Genomic DNA, 21066 nt, shown 5'->3' with positions numbered 1-21066 from the left:
GGCTTAACTTATATTTTTAAATGCATCCAGTGTGCTGTATTTTTCTTTTTTATAAAGTTTCACAATAATATCGAAGATTTTCTCTCTCAGGAAAAACCCTACAATTCCGATAACTGCAATACTTATGACTCCTCCGGTAATTCCCCACAAAAATTTTGTTAAGGCAAATACTCCCATTGGAAGAAGCATTTTAGGAATCAACAAGAGCATAGCGATCATATTGAAGCTCCCTTTCTGTCCCAATCTTTTTTCTTTTGTATTAAGGTCAATCTGAGTTTTATTGAAAGCTCCGGACCACAGGGTAAATTGAGAATTCACGCCAATATTATATAATCCTGCGGCAAAAAATGTAATGTAAACCTCCCAGCCGAAGTAGGCATAGCAAAGCGCTATAATGATAGAAATTCCTGTTACAATATTCATCAGCCACCATTTTGCTTTTAAATATTCTTTATAAGGAACATTCAGGGTCATCATCAACGGATAATATGAGCTGTCAAAAGCGGGAACTCTCTGCCCGAACAGAAACTGAAAACCTCCTGTTACAAAAAGTCCCATAACCATCATCATTGCGGGTGTTTTGTACATTGAAGAAGTAAACATCAGCAGTCCGTAGAACAGAAACATAAAGCTGCCCAGCAAAATCCCTTTAGGTACTTTATTACGTCTCAGCATTTTAATATCATTATTGATAAATGTTCCGATAACTCCATATTTATTCAGGAAAGCAATATTCTCTGTTTTTCCAACTGTTTTCTTTGCCTCAAGCCCCTGATCAAGGTAAAATTCATTACGAAGATAACGGAAACAGATCCACCACAACATTACGAACAAAGCAACAGGTATCAGTGCAAAGTAAGGTTTCTCATAGAAACTGAAGAAAATTGATTCGGAATAAGACAGAACCGGAATTATTTTATAATATCCCAGCATTCCTATGCCCAAAAAGCATATTCCAATAATCACCGCCAGGGTTTCTTTACCATTGAAAAAAATATTGATGAAATTATTAAGATAAAGTAACGAAATCACACCTATAAGCCACACCAACACCCCTAAGATACTATATCCGTTGAATAAGGCAATCAATGAAAATGTGATAAAGAATAAAGAACTCAGCCAGCTGAATGCTGAAAGAAAAGTTTTGGCCAGCATATAATTGACCAGCGTATTCTTTCTGATGTTCATGGTAAGGAAGGGTTTAATATTCTGAGTAGGAATTTCCTGCCAGAGATATTTAAGAACAAGATCAATAATCCAGGCAACAATCATGAATTTTGAAACTACCTTTACAGGATTCTGGTGCATCTCCTCCTGTATGTAGAAAAAGGCAATAAAAGCCCCACCTACAAGACAGCCCACGAAATAGAGTATTCCAATAAAACGGAGAATTTTCATGGTCAGATTGATCCCTAAAGATGTACCACGGAAGAAGCTTTTTATTTCAAGCCTAAGGAACTTTAGAAACATATGTTAGTTTTTTACATTAGTAAATATAATGTAAAATATGTTACAAAGTTTTAAAGAAAAGTGTGATTTTATGGTTATCCTATAAGCTCTTTTGCCTGTGCCAGAGCAGCTTCTGTAATTTTGCTTCCGGAGAGCAGCTGGGCAATTTCATTCAGCTTTTCTTCGTTGCTCAAAGGAATTATAGTAGATTGTGTTCTGCCTAAAACATCCTGTTTTACCACTTTATAGTTATCATTTCCTTTTGCTGCAACCTGCGCCAGGTGTGAAATAACGATCAGCTGCATGTCTTCAGACATTTCTCTCATAAGGTTTCCGATCTCTTCAGCTACTTTTCCTGAAACTCCGGTGTCAATTTCATCCAGAATTAAAGTTGGCAATTCATCACTTTCAGCGATAATCTTCTTTACAGCCAGCATTACTCTTGATCTTTCTCCTCCGGAAATAGCAGTCTGGATAGGTTTTAAAGGGAAACCGGAATTGGCCTGGAATAGCAGCTGGATATTTTCTTTTCCAAACTGATTGAATTCCTGAGCATCCTGCAGTTCTATATCTACTTTTGCTTTTTCAAGACCTAATTTTTTCAGCAGGCTTTCTGCTTTTTTGATGAAAACAGAAACATTTTTATGTCTGTTCTTGGAAAGCTTTCCAGCAAGAGTTTGAAGTGTTTTTTCTTTTTGAGAAATATTTTCTTCTGTTTCTTCAATCTGTGCTTCCAGCTCTGAGGCTCCTTTCTGGTCTCCTGCCAGCTGGTTTCTGATTTCAATCAGTTCATTAAGATCTGATACATTATGTTTAAGAAACAGGGCGTTTATTTTATTATTCAAATCGGTAAGATATACCAGATTTTCAGGATTGATTTCAACTTTTTCTGCCGCATGTTCAAGTTCAGAAATGATATCCTTCAGCTCTACAAAAGAGGTTTCCAGCCTTTCATCAAGCTCTGCGAAACTGGTAGAAACTTCAGAAATTTTTGAAAGCTTGTTGGTAGCTTCATTAAAGAATGACAGAATTCCTATTTCTTCCTGATGGAACCTGGATAGGATCTGGCCTACGTTTTCGGAAATCATCCCTGCATTTTCCTGAATAGAAAGCTGGTTCTGAACATCTTCATAGTCTACATCATCAAGCTTGAGTTCCTCCAATTCGTTAAGGAGAAATTCTTTATAATCACTTTCTTTATTGGATTCTGAGAGTTGGATTTTCAGTTTTTTCAAAACCAATTTAAGGCTCTGAAAGTCAGAAAATTCCTGTTGATACTCTTCAATGATATTTTTATTACCGGAAAGTCCGTCTATGATTTTAAACTGATATTCTGATGTAAAAAGATTGGATGTTTCAAACTGGGAATGAATATCGATCAGCTGTGAAGAAAGCTCTTTAAGGATATCCAGCGTTACCGGCACATCATTGATGAAGGCACGCGATTTCCCTGATGGAAGGATTTCTCTTCTTATAATCGTCTGAAGCTCGTAATCCAGATCATTTTCAATAAAGAATTTCTTAAACTGGTTGTTCAGGGAAAATTCAGTTTCCACCACGCTTTTCTCTTCAGTTTTGGCAATAGATTTTACATCTGCTCTTTCTCCTAAAATAAGTCGGAGCGCTCCTAAAATAATAGATTTACCTGCTCCCGTTTCACCGGTAATAACCTGTAAACCATTATTCAGAGATACTTCAAGAGTATCAATCAGGGCAAAATTTTTAATGTAAATTCTCGAAAGCATTGATAATCCGGGTTATAATCCAATTTGAGTTTGAACTGTAAAAATAAGTTTTTTTTTAATGAATTGAGAAAATGTTTAAGTGCTTTCTGCTTCTCAAAATTTTTTATCGCTTATTAAATGGATTTCGAACTTACACCTTCCACTTATTCCACTTATTATCAATATTTTTTGGTGAAAGAATAATCATTGTCTGTTTAAGATCATTCAGAATCAAACCTCCATTATTTCCGGAATTGAATATATTGAAGATTTCATCACTTTTTGTATCCATAAACAGATTAAAGAAAAATGCCTGCTGAAACGTGTTTTCGTACATTTTCAATTGCATCAGGGCATCAAAGATCACTTTTTTCCCGGCAGTCTGGTCCTGATTAAAAAGGTTATCCATTCCGGCTCTGTGGTAAGTATAAATTGTAGAACGCAACTGGTTCCAGTTAGGATTCATAATTTCATTAATCAAGATAGAACGGCTTCTTGGTTCATTGATAGTATTCCAGCCTTCATAGTTTCTGTTCTGGGAATTCTGAGCAATCTGCTGTGCTTTTGCGTACCATTGAGATCCTCCCATAGACTGGAAACTATCTGCATCTATCCCCAAAATAAGATAAATATAGAAGCTGACCACATCAGTAAGATTTTTCCCCGAAAACTGCCTTTCATTAAAAATAAGACTTTCATTCTCAATATATTCAAAACCAAATCTCTGATCCTGAAGGTTAATCAAAGGGGATTCGTAAGTTGTATTATAAACAGGGCGCATAGCCTGAACTACAATGGATCCTTTGAATCTATTTCCATCTCTTTCTCCAATAACAACGGAAAAACCACATTTTATTTTTTCAAAATTCTGAAGCTTTTTCCCTGTCCAGCTGGTATTATTGATAAAATCCCTGAGACTTTTCTCCAATGCTTTAAACGCCTGCTGATTACTCCCTCCTACCTGTTGGGAATTTACCTGAACGGTTGCCAACAGCTCCTGGGAAAAACTTTGGGTATATATGAGAAACAGAAAAAATAAGCTTATAATTTTTTTCATTGTCTATTAAAAATTGAGAACGGAAATTTATTAAAATTATTTTAAAAGTTGAGATTCAACAAAATTGAGAATATCTTTCGCTACGTCATCTTTGGATTTCAGGTCGAATTCTTTTTTCTCCGTTTTGGTAAATATCCTTATTTTATTGGTATCATTCTTAAACCCGGCACCTTCGTCACGCAAAGAGTTTAAAACAATCATATCCAGATTCTTCTTCTCCAGTTTTCCTTTTGCATTTTCTTCTTCATTTTGGGTTTCCAGTGCAAAACCTACCAAAAACTGGTGCGTTTTCTTTTCTCCCATCGTTTTAAGGATATCCGGATTCTTAACCAGCTCAATCGTCAGGTTATCATCATTTTTCTTGATCTTTTCTTTCGCAACTTCTTTGGGTGCGTAATCAGCTACCGCAGCACTTGCAATACCGATATCTATTTTATCATAGAATTCAAATACTTTTGCCAGCATTTCTTTTGCTGAAGTTACTTTATGAAGCTCAACCTTTGGATCATTAATGGTTTGGAAACTCGGCCCCGAAATAAGAATAACTTTTGCCCCTCTTTTTGAAGCTTCTTCGGCCAGGGAAAACCCCATTTTTCCAGAGGAATGATTTCCGATGAATCTTACAGGATCTATAGCTTCATAAGTAGGGCCAGCTGTAATTAAAACAGTTTTCCCTTCAAGGCTCTTGGAATGGCTGTTTGCTGTAAAATAATGTTCAACAGTATTAAAAATTGTTGACGGTTCTGCCATCCTTCCCTGCCCGACCAACCCGCTGGCCAGCTCTCCGTTTTCCGCAGGAATTATAATATGTCCAAAACTTTCTGCGAGTTCCAGATTCTTTTTTGTAGAAGGATGTGCATACATATCAAGATCCATTGCAGGAGCAATAAAAACAGGGCACTTTGCAGACATATAAGTTGCAATAACCAGATTATCACACATCCCGTGAACCATCTTAGACAGTGTATTGGCTGTACAGGGAGCTACGATCATAACATCCGCCCACAGTGCCATTTCCACATGGCTGTTCCATGTTCCGTTATCGCTGTAAAATTCTGAATACACCGCTTTTTTGGATAGTGTAGACAGGCTTAGTTTTGTCACAAAATGTTCTGCATCAGGAGTCATAATAATCTGTACTTCTGCTCCTTTTTTCACAAAATCCCTTATCAAAAAATGAATTTTGTAGGCTGCAATTCCACCAGAGACGGCGATAAGAATCTTTTTACCGGAAACACTCATTGAGTTTTAATTTTTGAAGTACTAAAATACTTATTTTTTCCCACACAATCTGGCTTTAAAACGATAAAGGTCATAAAAGAACTGATTTCCTTTATGACCTTCATTTATAAAAACACAGAAGATTTATTTTCTCTCTTCTGTTTTTCTGAAATAAACATCTTCGTTTAACCACTCTTCAATAGCGATTGAAGTTGGCTTTGGAAGCTTTTCGTAATGTTTAGAGATCTCAATTTGTTCTCTGTTTTCGAAAACCTCTTCTAATGTAGAATTGTGAACCGCAAATTCATCTAATTTGTTGTGAAGTTCCGTACGGATCTCCGCATTGATTTGCTCTGCTCTCTTTCCCATGATAACAATAGCTTCATAGATTGAACCTACTTTATCTTCAATCTTATCTTTATCGTAAGTAATTGTATTTACTTCTGCTTTTGTATCTTTTACACTCATTTTGAGAAAATTATTTTTATTTTAAGACGACAAATTTACGAATTATCTTTGAATTTTGAAAGTCGCTGCTGGAGGAGGGGTCTTAAGTGCTGCACTGTCCCTCTGTAACTGCATTGCTTTCTTTTCATTGCTAATCTGATCTTTAACTTGCTGCTCCGTTTTACCTTGATCAGCCAATTTTTCAGCTTCTTTTTTCTGTCTTGCTGTCAAAGCTGCAATTCTTGCATCTGTTTCTTTTTTAACGACAGCAAAATGTTCTTTTTCCTTTTCCAGTTTTTCCCTAAGATCTGTAGCTATTTTAGAATATTCTGTATTAGGAAGTTCTTTCTCTACAAATCTTGTATAAGTTAATGCACTTTCAATACGTTCTGCTTTAAGATTATAGATTGACTTCATCGCCAGTTCATAGCGGGATTTCATGATATAATCATAAATTTTTGAGCGAAGTTTTGTACTTGGGAAATCTTCCAGAACGTTTTCCAATGCTACGTTTGCGGCTTTATACTCTCCCATTTTGAAGTACTGTCTTCCATTTTCATATGCTTTAAACTCAAGCTTATAAGACAATTCATCAATTAGCTGGCTGATATTCTTAGATCTTTCAGAGTTTGGATAATTGTTAAGGAAATCCTGAAGCTCATTGATCGCCAATTCTGTACTAGACTGATCTAAGTTGTAATCCATAGACCCTTCATAATAGCACAATGCAGACATATAGGCTGCTTCTTCAGCTCTCGGATCTTTTGGAAAACTAACTGCAAAATTTTTGAACTGGTGCCCCGCCAGCTTATAGCTCTTATCATAATAGTTGGCATAAGCAGTGTTGAAACCTACATTCGGGAAATCATCTGTTCCTGCCACAAGATTTGCAAGTCTGTCATAAAGAGCCAATGCATTTTTCCACTTTTTCTTAGCAAAGTTTTCATTAGCTGCCTTCAAGATAAATTCTTTATCAGCACTCCTCATTGCTCTTTCCTGCTGGCTTACACAAGATGAAATCACCGCTACAGCAAAAAGACCTAAAATATATTTTTTCATATAAAAAGTTCAACAGTTTTCGGATTATACAGCCGATTTACTAATTTGCAAAAATATAACTTTTTTGTCAATAGATTTTTTTTTATGAATATTTAACGTAATTTTAGTCTGCAGCGTATCCCAAAATTGCAAAAACACTTAATAAAAGATTCATTCGTACCTTTTTTTCAGCTTCTTTGGTATATGTTTCTTCATTTTTACTCGGAACATATAGCTCATAGAAGTTTTTATTCCTGATTACAAATAAAGTGGATCCAATAATCATGGTAAGGATATCTTCAGGCTTGGGAGTAAAAGTAAAAACACTGGAAGCTACTCCTTTTTTAATGACTTCATCCAGTTTTTTTACAAATAACTGGTAGAAATCAAGCAATTCATCTTTCAGGTTTTCTGTATGGCGAAGTTCCTGAGTAACAAACCCATGGAAATAGTTATACTTAAACAGCTGAGAAACAATATATTTGATCATTTCCCGCATTTGCATTTCCGGTTTCCCATCTTTAATGGTATCTGCAAATTCTGAAAAATTCTCTCTGGTCTTCAGTACTCTGTACTGGTAGAGATAAGACATCATTTTCTCTTTAGAACCGAAGTAATAAGAGATCATGGCGACATTAATATTTGCTTTGGAACAGATATCCCTTACAGAAGTACCCTCATATCCTTTTTTTGCAATGAGTTCTTCTGCAATATCCAGTATGTGAATCTGTTTTTCCGTAAATTTTTTTTTCATGAAGTGTACTTTGAGTAAAGTTAAGAAATTTTTAACACATTTATAAACGATCGTTTAATAATTTTAGATTAAATCTTAAAAATTCTTATTTTTGAATATGGAATTTTTTGATTTTCACCATCATAAAAAATATATCAGAAACGGAATTTACAATCTGTCGAAAGAAATTCCGCCTGATTTCCCTTATTCCGTAGGTATTCACCCAAAAGATATTGATGTTAATACTATAGAACAGCAATTTTCATGGATGCGAAACATGATTTCTGAAAACTGTTTTGCTATTGGTGAATGTGGTTTGGATTCTTTGGTTTCCATAGATCAGAAAATTCAGGAGGAGATTTTTTTAAGACAAATAAAAATCGCAAATGAGGTAAAAAAGCCTTTGATTATTCATTGTGTAAGAAAATTTTATGAGGTCATTTCTTTTAAAAAGAAGGCCGAACAGCCAATGGTTATCCATGGTTTCAATAAAAAACGCACAATTGCCGAAGACCTTCTGAGTAATAATTTTTACCTGAGTTTTGGAAAAGCTGTTTTGTATAATTTATCTTTGCAGGATATTATAAAAACCACTCCATTAGACAGAATCTTTTTAGAAACTGACAATGAAGACTTTAACATTGAAGAATTGTACATTAAAGTTTCGGAAATAAAGGGCATTTCTCCGGAACAACTGAATGAACAAATTTTAGAAAATTTACACTCAATAAAAAATGGATAAATACTGGCTGGAAAGAACTGAACTTTTGATAAAAGAAGAGGGATTGGATAAGTTGATAAAGGCGAATGTACTTGTGGTAGGCCTGGGCGGAGTAGGTTCTTTTGCCGCAGAATTTCTTGCGAGAGCCGGAGTAGGAAATATGACGATTGTAGATGGTGATACGGTAGACATTACTAATATCAACAGACAGCTGCCTGCTCTACACTCTACTATCGGAAAACATAAGGTGGATGTGGTTGCTGAAAGGCTTCTTGACATCAACCCACAGCTTAATTTAACGAAAATCAATGAATTTCTGAATCCGGAGAGAATGGATGAAGTTCTGGATTCCGCAAAATTTGATTATGTTTTGGACTGCATTGACAGCGTTACTCCAAAACTTTGCTTGATTATTGCGGCCAAAAGAAGAAGGATAAAAATCGTAAGTTCAATGGGAGCCGGCGGAAAAACTGATCCAAGCAAAGTAATGGTAAGAGACATCAGCAAAACAGAACATTGCCACCTTGCAAGACAAGTAAGAAAAAGGCTGAAAAAAGTAAAAATTGATAAAGGAGTTCGTTGTGTTTTTGCCAATGATATTCAGGATGAAGAAAGTTTGAAAATGACTGACGGAACCAATTATAAAAGATCTTTTTACGGAACAATAAGCTATATGCCTGCTATTTTCGGACTATACACCGCTTCAGAAGTGATTAATCATTTATTAAATCAGGATTAAATTTTACACTCTGTAAATGACAAATTCCAAGTATCCCAGAGCGGAAAAGCTCAAAAAAAATACTGAAATCAGTTTGCTTTTTGATAAGGGCAAATGGAGAACCAGCGGAAATCTGAGAATTATTATTCTGAAAGATAAGCCCAATCTTCCTGTAGAAGCCCCCAGATTTGGAGTCTCTGTTTCTAAAAGATATTTTAAAAGAGCTGTACACAGGAACCGCATCAAAAGATTGCTTAGAGAATGCTACCGTTTGAATAAGGATTTATTTAAACAAGCCTTCGGAGAAAAAACGATGGCTATGTTATTTTGGGCATCCCCTGAAATACCTCCGAGATTTCAGGATGTGGAGGCTCAATTTATAAAGCTTTGTGAAGCACAAAAAAAATAATTTTTCATTAGAATAAGAGATCTGTGAGGTATTTTATCTCGCAGATTATGCGAATCAGGCAGGTTTTTTATTTTCCCACAGATCATACAGATTTACACGGATGATTGTGTAGATACTTTGTTTTTTATTCTATAATAAATCACGAATAGCAAAGCTTAAAACTCGTATCCCGTATCTCGTATCCGAAACTCTGAAATTAATAGCACTCCAAATATCATATTCTTTTTGTAATTTAGGGAAAACATTAAATCTGAAAATTAATATGTTAGATAATATTCCCTATTTTTCTTATATCATCAGTGCATTTATTGGAATTGGATTGGCCGCTGCTACGGGATTTAGGGTATTTCTCCCGATGTTTATCGTAAGCCTTGCGTCTTATTTCAACTGGATTCCTATGAATGAGCATTTTGAGTGGCTTGCAGGTCTTCCTGCGTTGATTACAACAGGAATTGCTACAGTAGCCGAGATCCTGGCCTATTATATCCCTTTTATTGATCATTTGCTGGATGCGGTCTCTATTCCGATGGCGACGGTAGCAGGTTCTATATTATTTGCCAGTCAGTTTGCTGAACTGGGAACGTTTCCACAATGGGCACTGGCGTTAATTGCGGGTGGAGGTACAGCAGCCACAATCAGCTCCGGATTTGCAGGAATACGGGCAGCTTCTACGGCAACAACCGGAGGATTGGGAAATTCTGTGGTAGGAACCACGGAAACAGCCGGAGCAGGTCTTATGTCTGTTCTTGCCATGGCAGCACCGGTTATCGCAGCAATTTTTGCAATAATTATATTAATTCTTGTTATTGTTTTTGGGCGGAGAGCCTGGAAAAAATTAAGAGGAAATAAAAATAGCCCACAGAATTTATAAATAAAAAAAGGTACTGTTTAGAGCAGTACCTTTTTTATTTAATTTTTACTTCTGAAGTCCTTAATATCCTGAATTTTAGATTCAAAATATTCTTTTTTCTCAGGATTCTTTTTGATTAGTATTTCAAACGCTTTTATCGCTTTTGTATATAATTTCTGTTCAAAATAAAGATTCGCCAGCGTCTCTGTCATCAAGTGCGAGATATCGTCGTTCTTTTCTTTAACAACATAGGAACTTTCTTCTTTTAGCTGGCTGATTCTAGGATTATTCTCAATAAAGGCTTCAATAGCCTTTTCTATGATTTCAGTTTTTTCCTCCTTTACGATTTCTTCCGTTCTGTCAATCTTAAGCCAGCTTTGCCAGGTGTTGATAAAACCGGGAACATTACTGTCTAATTTCGGCTGTGTTGTTTCCTTCATAGTAACTTCCTGCATTTGCTCTACAGGTTCTTTTTTACCTTCCTTCTGCGTTTCTTCAACCTTGAGGGTAGAAATATCGGTTCCAAAGAAAGAAACATTCATCACAGGTACTTCTTCTTTTGAAATTTCTGCAGCTATTTTTTCTTCCTCAGATGATTCAACAGCGCCTGTCTCTTCTTCTACAGGCAGAGTTTCCTCCTGAACCGCTTCTATAACAGTTTTTACGGTTTCTGAAGGCTGTACCTCTTCGATTATTATTTCCGGCTTTGCTGCAGTGATTATTTCTGATGCTGGAGTTTTTACTTCAGGAGCCGGTACTTCTTTAGATTTGCTGATTAATGAATCAGGCATATTGGATTCCAAACTCATTGGCTTCCATACAGACTGAACTTCGAAAGTTTCTTCTTGTTCTTCTTCTTTTTCCTCAGCAATTTCAACTTTAGGTTCCTCTTCTAAAGGTAATTGATTCTCAGCAGTTTCTTCCTGAGCCTTCTCTTTTCTGATTTCCTCAGGTTTGTCTTCACTTGTTGACCAGAAATGGAAATTTTGGGTTTCAGCAAAGCTTATTTCATGGTCTTCAACCACTTCATGCTCTGCCTTTTCTTCCTGAGGAACAGGTTTAGCCTCCTTCATCTTTTTCTCAACTTCTTCAATCAGACGTCTCATCTCCTCTTCATGCTTATTCACATGAGGCTGGGAAACTTCAGCTGTTTCAGAAATTTCTTCGTTGTTGGCCTGGATTTTAACATCAGGCATGAATGAATCTGTTCCATGGAAACTTACTTCGGCATCGGATACTTCTAATGATGATTCTTCTTCATTATTATTTCCTTCTTCAGCAGAAATCGGACCTTCATCAACAATGGTTTCTGACGTAAAGTTTTCTCCTGCATTCTCTTCTACTTCTGCTTGTATTTCTTGCGGAGCAGGTTCTTCATCAGAAACAGATATAGTTTCGTTATCGGCTGATCCTGCTACTGCTTCAATATTTTCCTCTGGTACTAAAGGAGAAACCTCATGGAAGCTGGTATTTTCTTCTTCATCAATTTTTTCTTCTTCTTTTTCTGAAGAAATATGATCTTCCTGAATAATAGTTTCCGGTGTATAGTCTTCTTCTGATTTCTCTTCTTTTTGTTTGGAAACAGACTCTCCAACAAGTTCGGTTTTTTGGGTTACCAAAATTCCTGATTCCAGAGTAGACTCAATATCTATTGTTTCAGAATTTTGCTCATCAAGGAAGTTTTCTTCTCCTTCAAATAAAATTCTGTTTCGTTCACCATTTACATAAATATGCTTAATCTCCTGTGCAGTGGGTAAAATACATGCCGCTTCCTGCTCTTCTGTTGGTTTCCCAAGAGAAATTTCCTCTTCTCTTTTGATAGGGAAGGATTTGGTTTTCGGGATTAATTGAGCGGGTTTTTCAATTATTTTAGAAGGTTTCTTCTCTTCAACAATCTCTGATTTAGACTCTTGTTTGATCTTTCCGTTGATCAACTGATATAAAATCTTTTTATCAGTAGTATATGCTGCTGTTATAGAAAGCTCTTTCTGATAATTTTCTTTTTCGTACAGATGGACTCCATACAAGTGAAGTGCCCTGATATTTTGAATATAAGGAAAAGTATGAATCTCTTCTTTCAAAAGACCAAGGTCTTCTAACTGAATATTTTTCGGATTTTTTATTAATTCTAAAACTCTCGGATTCATCTTACCAATTCGCTACAATGTCGTTAAATATCTTATTAATAATTCTATCTGTTACCAGCTTTACCTGCTGGTCTTCGATTTGACTTAGTGATACATCGCTGTTGAAAGCTGCTTCATCGGAATAGGTTCTGTCGAAACTTGCATCCGGATGAATTTTATTTTCATAGTGTACCTTTACTGTAATCGTAAGTTTATTCTGTGCCTGCTGAATCACCCCGCCAGAAGGGTTTGTCTGGGTATTGGAACTGATTGTGGTAGGAGTAATGGAATAGTCTGTAATTTCTCCTTCTATCAGGATATCAGGATTTTCTTTTGTGCCTTTCAGGGTTGTTCTCTGAAGGAATCTGTTTTGTATTGCTGTAGAAAACTGTTGGGATAACGCAGGGTTTACAAGGGGTGCATTATTGGGAAATTCATTGATCTGAACCGTCTTTTCATCTGTAAGAGACGATCCGGTAAAACTGTAGCAAGAATTTAAAACTCCCAGCAATGCAAAAAGCATTACCGTACGCAGTGATTGTTTCAGGCTGATATTTTTAATTTTAAAATTCATTTTTAGATCCAATTTCAATAATTTCATCGTACTCAATTTGTTGAATAGCATCTTCATAAGCAAAATAGTTTGCCGTGTATAAAAATGGCAGGGTAAGAAAAATTCCTATCCCGCAGGCAATAATACCAATCTGTGCTAAAATACTTACTACTAATGAGAAAAGAAAAATTGACAGCAGATTTCCTTTGGTCATTACTTTTGAAATATTCCAGGCTTCTTTTATTTCTTTGATTCCTTTAAGACTTATTAATGGAATAATATAAAAACCCTTTAATACAAAGTAATATATCGCTGCTATTAATAAAAACATATAAGGGAATACAAAAAGCATTACCATTGGATTGGGTTCATTACCTTCTGACATTGCCCCTGATACACCCAGCACAGCAAATAAAGGAATGTAAAGCAATAAAGCACCTCCAAAAACAATTAACTGCAACATAAAGTAGGGCATGAAGTCTTTAAAATCAAAGATATCTCCGGGACTTGCCGGCTGATTTCTGCTCAGCCTTTGAAGGTATTTGTATAAATTACCCATCGCTAACAGCCCGCAGAACGGAATAATCGACATGATAAAGCACACTAAAAATGCTACAAATATATTTCCGAAATCTTTCTTTAAAAGTTCAAAACCTTTATTAATATATTCTCCGAGTTTAAAGTTGATCGGTTTAGGTGTTAAATTTACTTTCATTATTTATGTGCTAATCTTCCAGGTTATATTGTTTTATCTTTCTGTATAAAGTTCTTTGTGAGATTCCCAATTCATCTGCAGCTCTGTTTCTACGTCCCTTATGTTTCTCCAATGCTTTGATAATTAAATCCTTTTCATTGTTCTGAAGAGAAAGTGACTCCGGTCTGTTTTCTTCAACCTCGATATCTTCAATATCTTCATAGCTGTCATCAGGTGTCGAGATAATCGTGGGCGTCTGAACTACCGGTGCATCATTATTATTATTTTCAAAATACACCAAAGACCCTGAGTTGACCTGCGGCTGAGTTTCAGGGGTATAAATCCTGTTGATCAGATTTTTCTCATGATTACTCAGATCTGCCGTTCCTCTGTTCTTAATCAATTCCGAAGTTAAGGATTTTAAATCATTAATATCATTCCTCATATCGAATAGAATTTTATACATGATTTCTCTTTCACTTCCAAAATCATTCTGCTTAGGAGTATTCTGATTGTTCACCACCATTGGAAGGTGTGTTTCCATAGGAATATACTCGGCAAGTTTTTCAGCAGTGATATTTCTGTTTCTTTCCACAACAGTCATCTGCTCTACCAAGTTTCTTAATTGGCGGACGTTACCAGGGAAGGAATAGCTTTCTATGTAATGAACAGCGCTTTGCTCCAGCTCCAGTTCCGGCATTCTGTACTTTTCTGCAAAGTCTATGGCAAACTTTCTGAACAGCAAATGAATATCTCCTTTTCGTTCTCTCAAAGGCGGCATATCAATCTGAACGGTATTCAAACGGTAATATAAATCCTCACGGAATCTTCCGTCATGGATTGCTTTCATCATATTAACGTTGGTAGCAGCCACAATTCTCACATTGGTTTTCTGCACCTGTGAAGAACCCACTTTCATAAATTCACCGCTTTCCAGAACTCTTAAAAGACGAACCTGCGTCTGTAATGGCAGTTCTCCTACCTCATCCAAAAAGATCGTTCCACCATCTGCAACTTCAAAGTACCCTTTCCTTGTAGCAGTAGCTCCTGTAAAAGCTCCTTTTTCGTGTCCGAACAGTTCAGAATCTATGGTTCCTTCCGGAATTGCTCCACAGTTGACCACGATATAAGGCTGATGCTTTCTTTTGGATTCTGAATGGATAATCTTCGGAATAAACTCTTTTCCCACACCACTTTCTCCTATTACCAGCACAGAGATATCTGTAGGTGCTACCTGAATAGATTTTTCCAGTGCCCGGTTGAGTGCCGGAAAATTCCCGATAATTCCGAAACGGTTTTTTATGTTTTGTAACTCGTTGCTCATAAGTAAATTTTTGATTATTGATTTAATGTTAATCTTCTACAGCTCTTCAATCTCTTTTCTGTAGACTTTGTTAAAGTGATGAGTGTAGACATCTTTCATCGTCTGTCCTTCATCATACGTTTGCAGGGCTAACATTTTTAAATCTAAATAATCTTTGTTTCTGATCTTAGAAACTTTACTTTTAAAGTATATATTCTCGGCAAAGTTGTATTCTTTGCTTTGTTTTTCAAAATTTTCCAGGGCTTTGTCATACCTTCCCAGCTCGAAATAAGTCACTCCTAACTGGTAATGATCAAACATTCCCTTCACATAACCTCTGGTTGCCAGAAGCCTTTCTATAATCCCTGCAGCCTTTTCTTTCTGACTTAATGCACTGTAGGACATAGCTCTCACTACATCCAGATTATAGTCCCCGTTTTGAGACCTTCCTAAGTCTCCGGGATAATATTTTTTTAATTCATCTAAATCCTGAATAGCACCTTTATAGTCTCGTAAAAACTGAAACTTTGTCCAGCCCCTATAGCCAAGATGCATTTGGGGGTTTAAAGCAACTGCTTTATCAATTAAAATTTTCCAGGTTACAAAATCCCCATTTTTAAGATATGGAACGGCTTTTTCCATATAAGCGTGGGAAAAATCAGGACACAGCTCAATCGCTTTATCAAAGCCTTCCTGAGATTCTGCGAAACCTTGTAAATCTGAAGCCCAGTTGTATAACTCACACGCTTTTTTGCAGTTCTCACCCTCTACTGCATTACAGTTGACCTGTGCAATAGTATTGGTGTAAACGATAAGTAACAAAAAGCTAAGGTAATACCTCTGAAACTTTTCCATTTTCAATTTTATAGGTTAGATATTGATAATAATCTACTTTTAAACCTTATTATCTCTTTCGGCATCCAGCCATCGAGTGATTTTGTAAACTGCAGCAGCTTATTTTCTAATTCTTCATCCAGTACAGTATCTTTCAGATCTGAGCTCATGTGCTGTAATCTGAAAAGCCTGTCTTTCCTTCACAATTTACTAAAAATCTTACGGTAATATAACCGCTGATCTTCTTTTCAGAATATATATATTTTTCGCTGACCGCAATTTTTTCGCCTTTGTAGCTAAATTCTTTTGATCCCTGATAATACTGAAAGCTGAAATGTCCTCATTTTTCTGAGCCGCATTTTTTAAAATCAGCATCATCCCATGTTTTATCAAATTCGATATCACCTACAGTAGCAGGGTATTTTTTACGTTTTTCTCTGTCTGGCAAGATACCGGAGCAAAGGAAAGCATTGCAAAAAGATAAACTGCTTTGATCAACACTTAATTTTATTCCGCTGTTCTCCCTAAAAGCGTGCCTTGTGTATTATCATAAACAAAAACGTTCACAATGTCACCTATTTTCTGCCCTTCAAGCTGATCGAAGACACATACGGCATTCTGAGAGTTTCTTCCTTTCCATTGGTTTTTGTTCTTCTTGGAAATTCCTTCAATCAGAATCTGATGCATTCTTCCAACATAAGATTTCATTCTTTGTTTTGAAAGTTCACCCTGAAGTGCAATAACCTCAGCAAGGCGTCTCTGCTTCACATCAGCAGGAATATTGTCTTCCATCTTCTTGTGAGCCGGAGTTCCAGGTCTTTCTGAGTAGGCAAACATATAACCGTAGTCATATTCTACTTCTCTCATCAGGCTTAAAGTATCCTGGTGGTCTTCTTCAGATTCATTACAGAATCCAACAATCATATCCTGAGAAAAGGCTACTTCAGGAACAATCTCCTTCGCTTTTCTGATCAGATCAAGGTATTCTTCACGGGTATGCTGTCTGTTCATCGCTTCAAGCATATTATTGCTTCCACTTTGTACAGGAAGGTGAACATATTTACAGATGTTATCATGCTTTGCCATCATTTTGAATACATCCAGACTCATATCCTGCGGATTTGATGTAGAGAATCTGATTCTCAGTTCCGGAACGGCTTTAGCCACTAAATCAAGAAGCTGAGCAAAGTTTACAGCCGTTGCTTTCTGCATTTCAGAAGCTTTGGCAAAATCTTTTTTAGGCCCTCCTCCATACCAAAGATAAGAGTCTACATTTTGTCCTAAAAGGGTAATTTCTTTATATCCGTTGTTAGCAAGATCTTTACATTCATCTATAATAGAGTGCGGATCACGGCTTCTTTCTCTTCCTCTGGTAAAAGGAACAACACAGAATGTACACATGTTATCACAACCTCTGGTAATGGTAACAAATGCGGTAACTCCGTTTCCTCCTAAACGAACAGGATTAATATCTGCATAGGTTTCTTCTTTGGAAAGAATTACGTTAATCGCATCTCTTCCATCATCAGTTTCTTTTAAAAGATTCGGTAAGTCTCTATAAGCATCCGGGCCTACAACAAGATCAACCAGTTGTTCTTCTTCTAAGAATTTGGTTTTCAGTCTTTCAGCCATACACCCTAAAACCCCCACCGTCATATTCGGTTTTTCTTTTTTCAGGTTTTTAAACTGGGAAAGACGCATTCTTACGGTCTGTTCTGCTTTTTCTCGAATGGAACATGTATTTAAAAGAATCAGGTCTGCTTCTTCTACCTTCATTGTTGTATTGTATCCCTGTTCATTAAGAATGGATGCAACAATTTCAGAGTCAGAGAAATTCATCTGACAACCGTAGCTTTCTAAAAACAGTTTTTTAGAATTTTCCGGTCTTTCAGCAATGGCAAAAGCTTCGCCCTGTTTCGTTTCGTCTATATATTTTTCCTGCACGATAATCAATTTAAGGTCCGCAATTTTAAATTACGAATAAATAAGTCTGCAAAGATACAAAATATTGTGACAGAATGTCAGGATTATCTTTCAGTAAATGTTATTGAAAACTGTACCGGAAATGAAATTCTCTCAACAATAGGAATATCTTTATAAAATGCTGGTATCCAAACCTTTTTTATCCTTGCAAGAGTCCTCATAAAATCATTATTGAAATTTTTATTATCTACCTCAGGATAAATTCTAGGTTTAATAATATTCCCGTCTTTACTGATATAAAATTCAAGATTTACTTTCCCGTTAAGCTGGTAATCCTCGAAAATCATCATAAAATTATCATGAAATATTGTATGAAAAGCTTTTGCACCTTCCGGGTATTTGGTGTGTGCTACAAATTTGTTGGCATCATAACCCGGCTGATAATTGCTCATCAGATCCTTGGGATATAAAATAAATTCAGCAATAGCCCCAATTTTCCAGCCTTTTGTTTCAGCCGGTTTCCACTTTTTAAGATTTTTAAGAAGCTCCCTGGACAGATCATACGCACATTTGTTTCTTGCAATATTAGCTGTATCCGAATCTTTGATGAATTTAACTTCAGCTTTTTCTGTTACAATAATTCTCGGCTGATAAATCTCTTTTTCATCACATTCCTTAAATTTATTATTAACAAGATATTCATGGGCATCTTTATAGAAGTTGACGATTCCACCTTCATAAAAGCTTTGTTTTTCCGGGTATTCATCAAGGATCTGTGCTTTATACAGAGATACAGAAACCAGGAAGAACATAAGAAAAATATTTTTCATTATTGTGTTGAAATTATTTAATCAATATCAGCTGACATTGAAGAGAAGTTCATTTTAACTTTAATCTGCGAAGCTACAGGCTGTCCGCTACAAGACGCTGGCGTCCAGTTTTTCTTTATTCTTCTTACTACATACTGCATATCATCAAAAAAAACTTCGCTGTTCTGCACTTTGGGCATTCCTTTCACATCTACTACTTTTCCTTTAGCATCAAGTACCAAAGTAAATATAAAGTCTCCTGTAAGCGCATAGAAATCTGAATTAAGATAGGCATACATGTATTTGTTCAGAATATCTTTGTAAGCAGCAACCCCTCCTTCATAAGCAGCCGGTTTAAAATCATTACATTTCACGGCAATCTGCATAAAAGGTTCTTTAATATCTATTTTTAAAATATTTTTATTGCTATCTCTTATGAAAGAATCATCCCGTTCTTCCTGATCCTGTGCAAATGAAAAATTCACTGCACACAAAGCCAAAAATAAAAGTATTGTTCTCATAATTTTGTTTAATAATAATGAGCAAAGGTAAATATTTAGCACATTTATAAAAAAGAAAAACTTCACGCAAAGCATGAAGTTTTATATATAGATTCTGAATTTCAGATAACTTTCCGATTATTTATTTCTTCTTACAGCAGTCCTTTGATGTGTTTATAATTGGTCTTTACCGTTTCAAAAACCTCATCCATTTTACCACCAAGCATAAGTTGCGCCATGGATTTTGTCATTCCCATGATCTGATCAAATTCAATTTTAGGAGGAAGAGCAAGTGCATTGGGATTAGTGAAAATATTCAAAAGATAAGGGCCATTATGATCTAAACATTCTTTGATTGCACTTTCCACTTCTTCGGGAAGATGTACATTTTTCCCGGGATAGCCCATTGCATGAGCCACCATAGCAAAGTCCGGATTAATCATATCGGTTTCATTATCCGGCATTCCGCCAACTTCCATTTCCAGCTTAACCATTCCAAGGGTTCTGTTGTTGAAAACAATCAGTTTTATTGGTAATTTATACTGAAAAATAGTTGCCATATCTCCCAATAGCATAGACAATCCTCCGTCTCCACACATGGCAATAACCTGTTTTTCGGGATGAGATAAAGCAGCTCCGATTGCCATCGGCATAGCGTTGGCCATTGATCCATGATTAAAAGAGCCGAGCATCTTCCTTTCACCTGTTCCTGTAATAAACCGGGCTCCCCATACACAGCACATTCCGGTGTCAACAGTAAAAATAGCATCTTTTTTAGCAAGCCTGTCTAAAGTATAGGCCACATATTCCGGCTGGATAGCATTCTCTTTTCCAAAATCCTTTACATACTCCAACTGATTTTCTTTTACTTTATCATAAAATGCCAGCTGCTCATTCAGAAAATGAACATCTGTTTTTTCTTCCAGTAAAGGAAGCAATGCCTTTATCGTTTCTTTGATATCCCCCGCAAGGCCTAATTCAAGTTTTGCTCTTCTTCCTAATCTTTCCGGGCTTTCGTCTATCTGTACAATTTTATTTTTTACCGGCATGAACTTCTGGTACGGAAAATCAGTCCCCAAAAGAAGAACCAGATCTGCTTCGTGCATGGCATGATATGCTGAAGGAAATCCCAACAGTCCGGTAAGCCCCACTTCATTAGGATTATTAGGCTGAATGGCCATTTTCCCCCGGAATGAATACCCTACGGGTGCTTTTAAAAGTTTAGACAATTCTATAACTTCGGCACTCGCCTCCCCTGCTCCAACTCCACAGTATAAAGTTATTTTTTTGCTGCCATTTACTAATGTCGCCAGCTGCTTCAGTTCATCATCGGAAGGTCTTATAACAGGATTGGTTTTAAAGATTTGGGTAGAAGTAGATCCTTCTTCAGCATCCAGTTCGGAAACATCTCCCGGAAGACCTATCACAGCAACGCCTTTTTTGGAAATTGCATGTTGAATGGCAGTCTGAAGAGTTCTTTGTACCTGCTCCGGGCGGGTAATCATCTGATTATAATAACTGCAGTCATCAAACAGTTTTATTGTATTGGTCTCCTGAAAGTAATCCATTCCCATTTCATCACTGGGAATCGTGGAAGCAATCACCAGCATAGGAACATGAGATCTGTGCGCTTCATACACTCCATTGATCAAATGAACGTGACCCGGTCCACAACTTCCTGCACACACTGCCAAACCATCAAGCTCAGCCTCTGCGGCAGCGGCATAAGCTCCTACTTCTTCGTGCCTTACATGAATCCACTGGATACTGCTTTTTTTGACAGCAATATTCAGATGGTTGAGACTGTCGCCGGTTACTGCATAAATTCTTTTCACATTGGCATTTTCGAGCATTTCAACAATCTGCTCTGCTATGTTTTTGGCCATAATTATTCTGTTTTGGTGGTTGTTTTGGTGAAAAATAGTACTTGACAGGAATACTAGCGTCCCTGGCTCTA

The 21066-nt window shown here is 36.5% G+C and carries 20 protein-coding genes; 4 read left to right on the top strand and 16 right to left on the bottom strand.

Annotation, left to right across the window (positions count from 1 at the left end):
• Window positions 1-3: 3 nt before the first annotated feature.
• The 7 genes from SFA27_RS00970 to SFA27_RS00940 all read right to left on the bottom strand — a co-directional run bounded on the left by SFA27_RS00970 (window position 4) and on the right by SFA27_RS00940 (window position 7690).
• Entirely contained in the window at window positions 4-1470 is a 1467-nt protein-coding gene (locus tag SFA27_RS00970) for a DUF5687 family protein (protein ID WP_407295540.1), read from the bottom strand.
• Between the two features lie 74 nt (window positions 1471-1544).
• Window positions 1545-3194: a DNA repair protein RecN gene (locus SFA27_RS00965; RefSeq protein ID WP_407295537.1), complete on the bottom strand. Its 1650-nt coding sequence runs from the start codon at window positions 3192-3194 to the stop codon at window positions 1545-1547.
• Window positions 3195-3324: 130 nt separating this feature from the next.
• Window positions 3325-4230 carry a DUF4835 family protein gene (locus SFA27_RS00960; protein WP_047377268.1) on the bottom strand — a complete coding sequence of 302 codons (906 nt, stop codon included), beginning with the start codon at window positions 4228-4230 and terminating at the stop codon, window positions 3325-3327.
• A 36-nt stretch (window positions 4231-4266) separates the two neighbouring features.
• Window positions 4267-5472, bottom strand: coding sequence for a bifunctional phosphopantothenoylcysteine decarboxylase/phosphopantothenate--cysteine ligase CoaBC (gene coaBC, locus SFA27_RS00955; protein WP_047377267.1), 1206 nt, complete (start codon window positions 5470-5472; stop codon window positions 4267-4269).
• A gap of 123 nt (window positions 5473-5595) precedes the next feature.
• A complete protein-coding gene (locus tag SFA27_RS00950) occupies window positions 5596-5919 on the bottom strand; it encodes a DNA-directed RNA polymerase subunit omega (RefSeq protein ID WP_034681463.1) in 324 nt (107 codons plus the stop codon).
• Window positions 5920-5961: 42 nt separating this feature from the next.
• A complete protein-coding gene (locus SFA27_RS00945) occupies window positions 5962-6957 on the bottom strand; it encodes an outer membrane protein assembly factor BamD (protein WP_047377266.1) in 996 nt (331 codons plus the stop codon).
• Between the two features lie 103 nt (window positions 6958-7060).
• On the bottom strand, window positions 7061-7690 hold the full coding sequence (locus tag SFA27_RS00940; RefSeq protein ID WP_047377265.1) for a TetR/AcrR family transcriptional regulator: 630 nt from the start codon (window positions 7688-7690) through the stop codon (window positions 7061-7063).
• Window positions 7691-7787: 97 nt separating this feature from the next.
• Here SFA27_RS00940 and SFA27_RS00935 point away from each other — a divergent pair, with 97 nt between their 5' ends.
• From SFA27_RS00935 to SFA27_RS00920, 4 genes are all read left to right on the top strand, one after another.
• Window positions 7788-8411 (top strand): TatD family hydrolase, encoded by a 624-nt coding sequence (locus SFA27_RS00935; RefSeq protein ID WP_407295532.1) that lies wholly within the window; start codon window positions 7788-7790, stop codon window positions 8409-8411.
• The gene (locus SFA27_RS00930; RefSeq protein WP_407295529.1) at window positions 8404-9129 is read left to right on the top strand and encodes a ThiF family adenylyltransferase; all 726 of its coding nucleotides are present in this window, start codon (window positions 8404-8406) and stop codon (window positions 9127-9129) included. The genes SFA27_RS00935 and SFA27_RS00930 overlap by 8 nt, the downstream gene beginning before the upstream one ends.
• Before the next feature lie 16 nt (window positions 9130-9145).
• Window positions 9146-9517, top strand: coding sequence for a ribonuclease P protein component (gene rnpA / locus SFA27_RS00925; RefSeq protein ID WP_047377263.1), 372 nt, complete (start codon window positions 9146-9148; stop codon window positions 9515-9517).
• A gap of 262 nt (window positions 9518-9779) precedes the next feature.
• On the top strand, window positions 9780-10388 hold the full coding sequence (locus SFA27_RS00920) for a DUF4126 domain-containing protein (RefSeq protein ID WP_047377262.1): 609 nt from the start codon (window positions 9780-9782) through the stop codon (window positions 10386-10388).
• 38 nt (window positions 10389-10426) lie between these two features.
• Here the strand turns inward: SFA27_RS00920 and SFA27_RS00915 are convergent, their stop codons facing one another.
• From SFA27_RS00915 to SFA27_RS00875, 9 genes are all read right to left on the bottom strand, one after another.
• Window positions 10427-12514, bottom strand: a complete 2088-nt coding sequence (locus tag SFA27_RS00915; protein ID WP_407295526.1) for a hypothetical protein — start codon at window positions 12512-12514, stop codon at window positions 10427-10429.
• A gap of 1 nt (window position 12515) precedes the next feature.
• The gene (locus SFA27_RS00910) at window positions 12516-13067 is read right to left on the bottom strand and encodes an LptE family protein (protein WP_407295524.1); all 552 of its coding nucleotides are present in this window, start codon (window positions 13065-13067) and stop codon (window positions 12516-12518) included.
• Complete coding sequence (locus SFA27_RS00905; protein ID WP_047377261.1) at window positions 13057-13761, bottom strand: DUF4013 domain-containing protein; 705 nt, start codon at window positions 13759-13761, stop codon at window positions 13057-13059. The genes SFA27_RS00910 and SFA27_RS00905 overlap by 11 nt, the downstream gene beginning before the upstream one ends.
• A 10-nt stretch (window positions 13762-13771) precedes the next feature.
• Entirely contained in the window at window positions 13772-15064 is a 1293-nt protein-coding gene (locus SFA27_RS00900; RefSeq protein ID WP_047377260.1) for a sigma-54-dependent Fis family transcriptional regulator, read from the bottom strand.
• Between the two features lie 36 nt (window positions 15065-15100).
• Window positions 15101-15898 (bottom strand): tetratricopeptide repeat protein, encoded by a 798-nt coding sequence (locus SFA27_RS00895; protein ID WP_407295521.1) that lies wholly within the window; start codon window positions 15896-15898, stop codon window positions 15101-15103.
• A 486-nt stretch (window positions 15899-16384) separates the two neighbouring features.
• A complete protein-coding gene (gene miaB / locus SFA27_RS00890; RefSeq protein WP_047424859.1) occupies window positions 16385-17821 on the bottom strand; it encodes a tRNA (N6-isopentenyl adenosine(37)-C2)-methylthiotransferase MiaB in 1437 nt (478 codons plus the stop codon).
• An 83-nt stretch (window positions 17822-17904) separates the two neighbouring features.
• Window positions 17905-18630 carry an energy transducer TonB gene (locus tag SFA27_RS00885; protein ID WP_407295519.1) on the bottom strand — a complete coding sequence of 242 codons (726 nt, stop codon included), beginning with the start codon at window positions 18628-18630 and terminating at the stop codon, window positions 17905-17907.
• 17 nt (window positions 18631-18647) lie between these two features.
• Window positions 18648-19130: a hypothetical protein gene (locus tag SFA27_RS00880; protein ID WP_407295516.1), complete on the bottom strand. Its 483-nt coding sequence runs from the start codon at window positions 19128-19130 to the stop codon at window positions 18648-18650.
• Window positions 19131-19261: 131 nt separating this feature from the next.
• On the bottom strand, window positions 19262-20995 hold the full coding sequence (locus SFA27_RS00875) for a pyruvate oxidase (RefSeq protein WP_047377256.1): 1734 nt from the start codon (window positions 20993-20995) through the stop codon (window positions 19262-19264).
• Between the last annotated feature and the right edge of the window lie 71 nt (window positions 20996-21066).

Origin of the sequence: Chryseobacterium sp. HR92 (genome assembly GCF_045689405.1) — a bacterium.
In the GTDB taxonomy this organism is placed as follows: domain Bacteria; phylum Bacteroidota; class Bacteroidia; order Flavobacteriales; family Weeksellaceae; genus Chryseobacterium; species Chryseobacterium viscerum_A.
The sequence above is the reverse complement of the archived record's forward strand: the minus strand, read 5'-3'. Positions and strand labels throughout refer to the sequence as shown.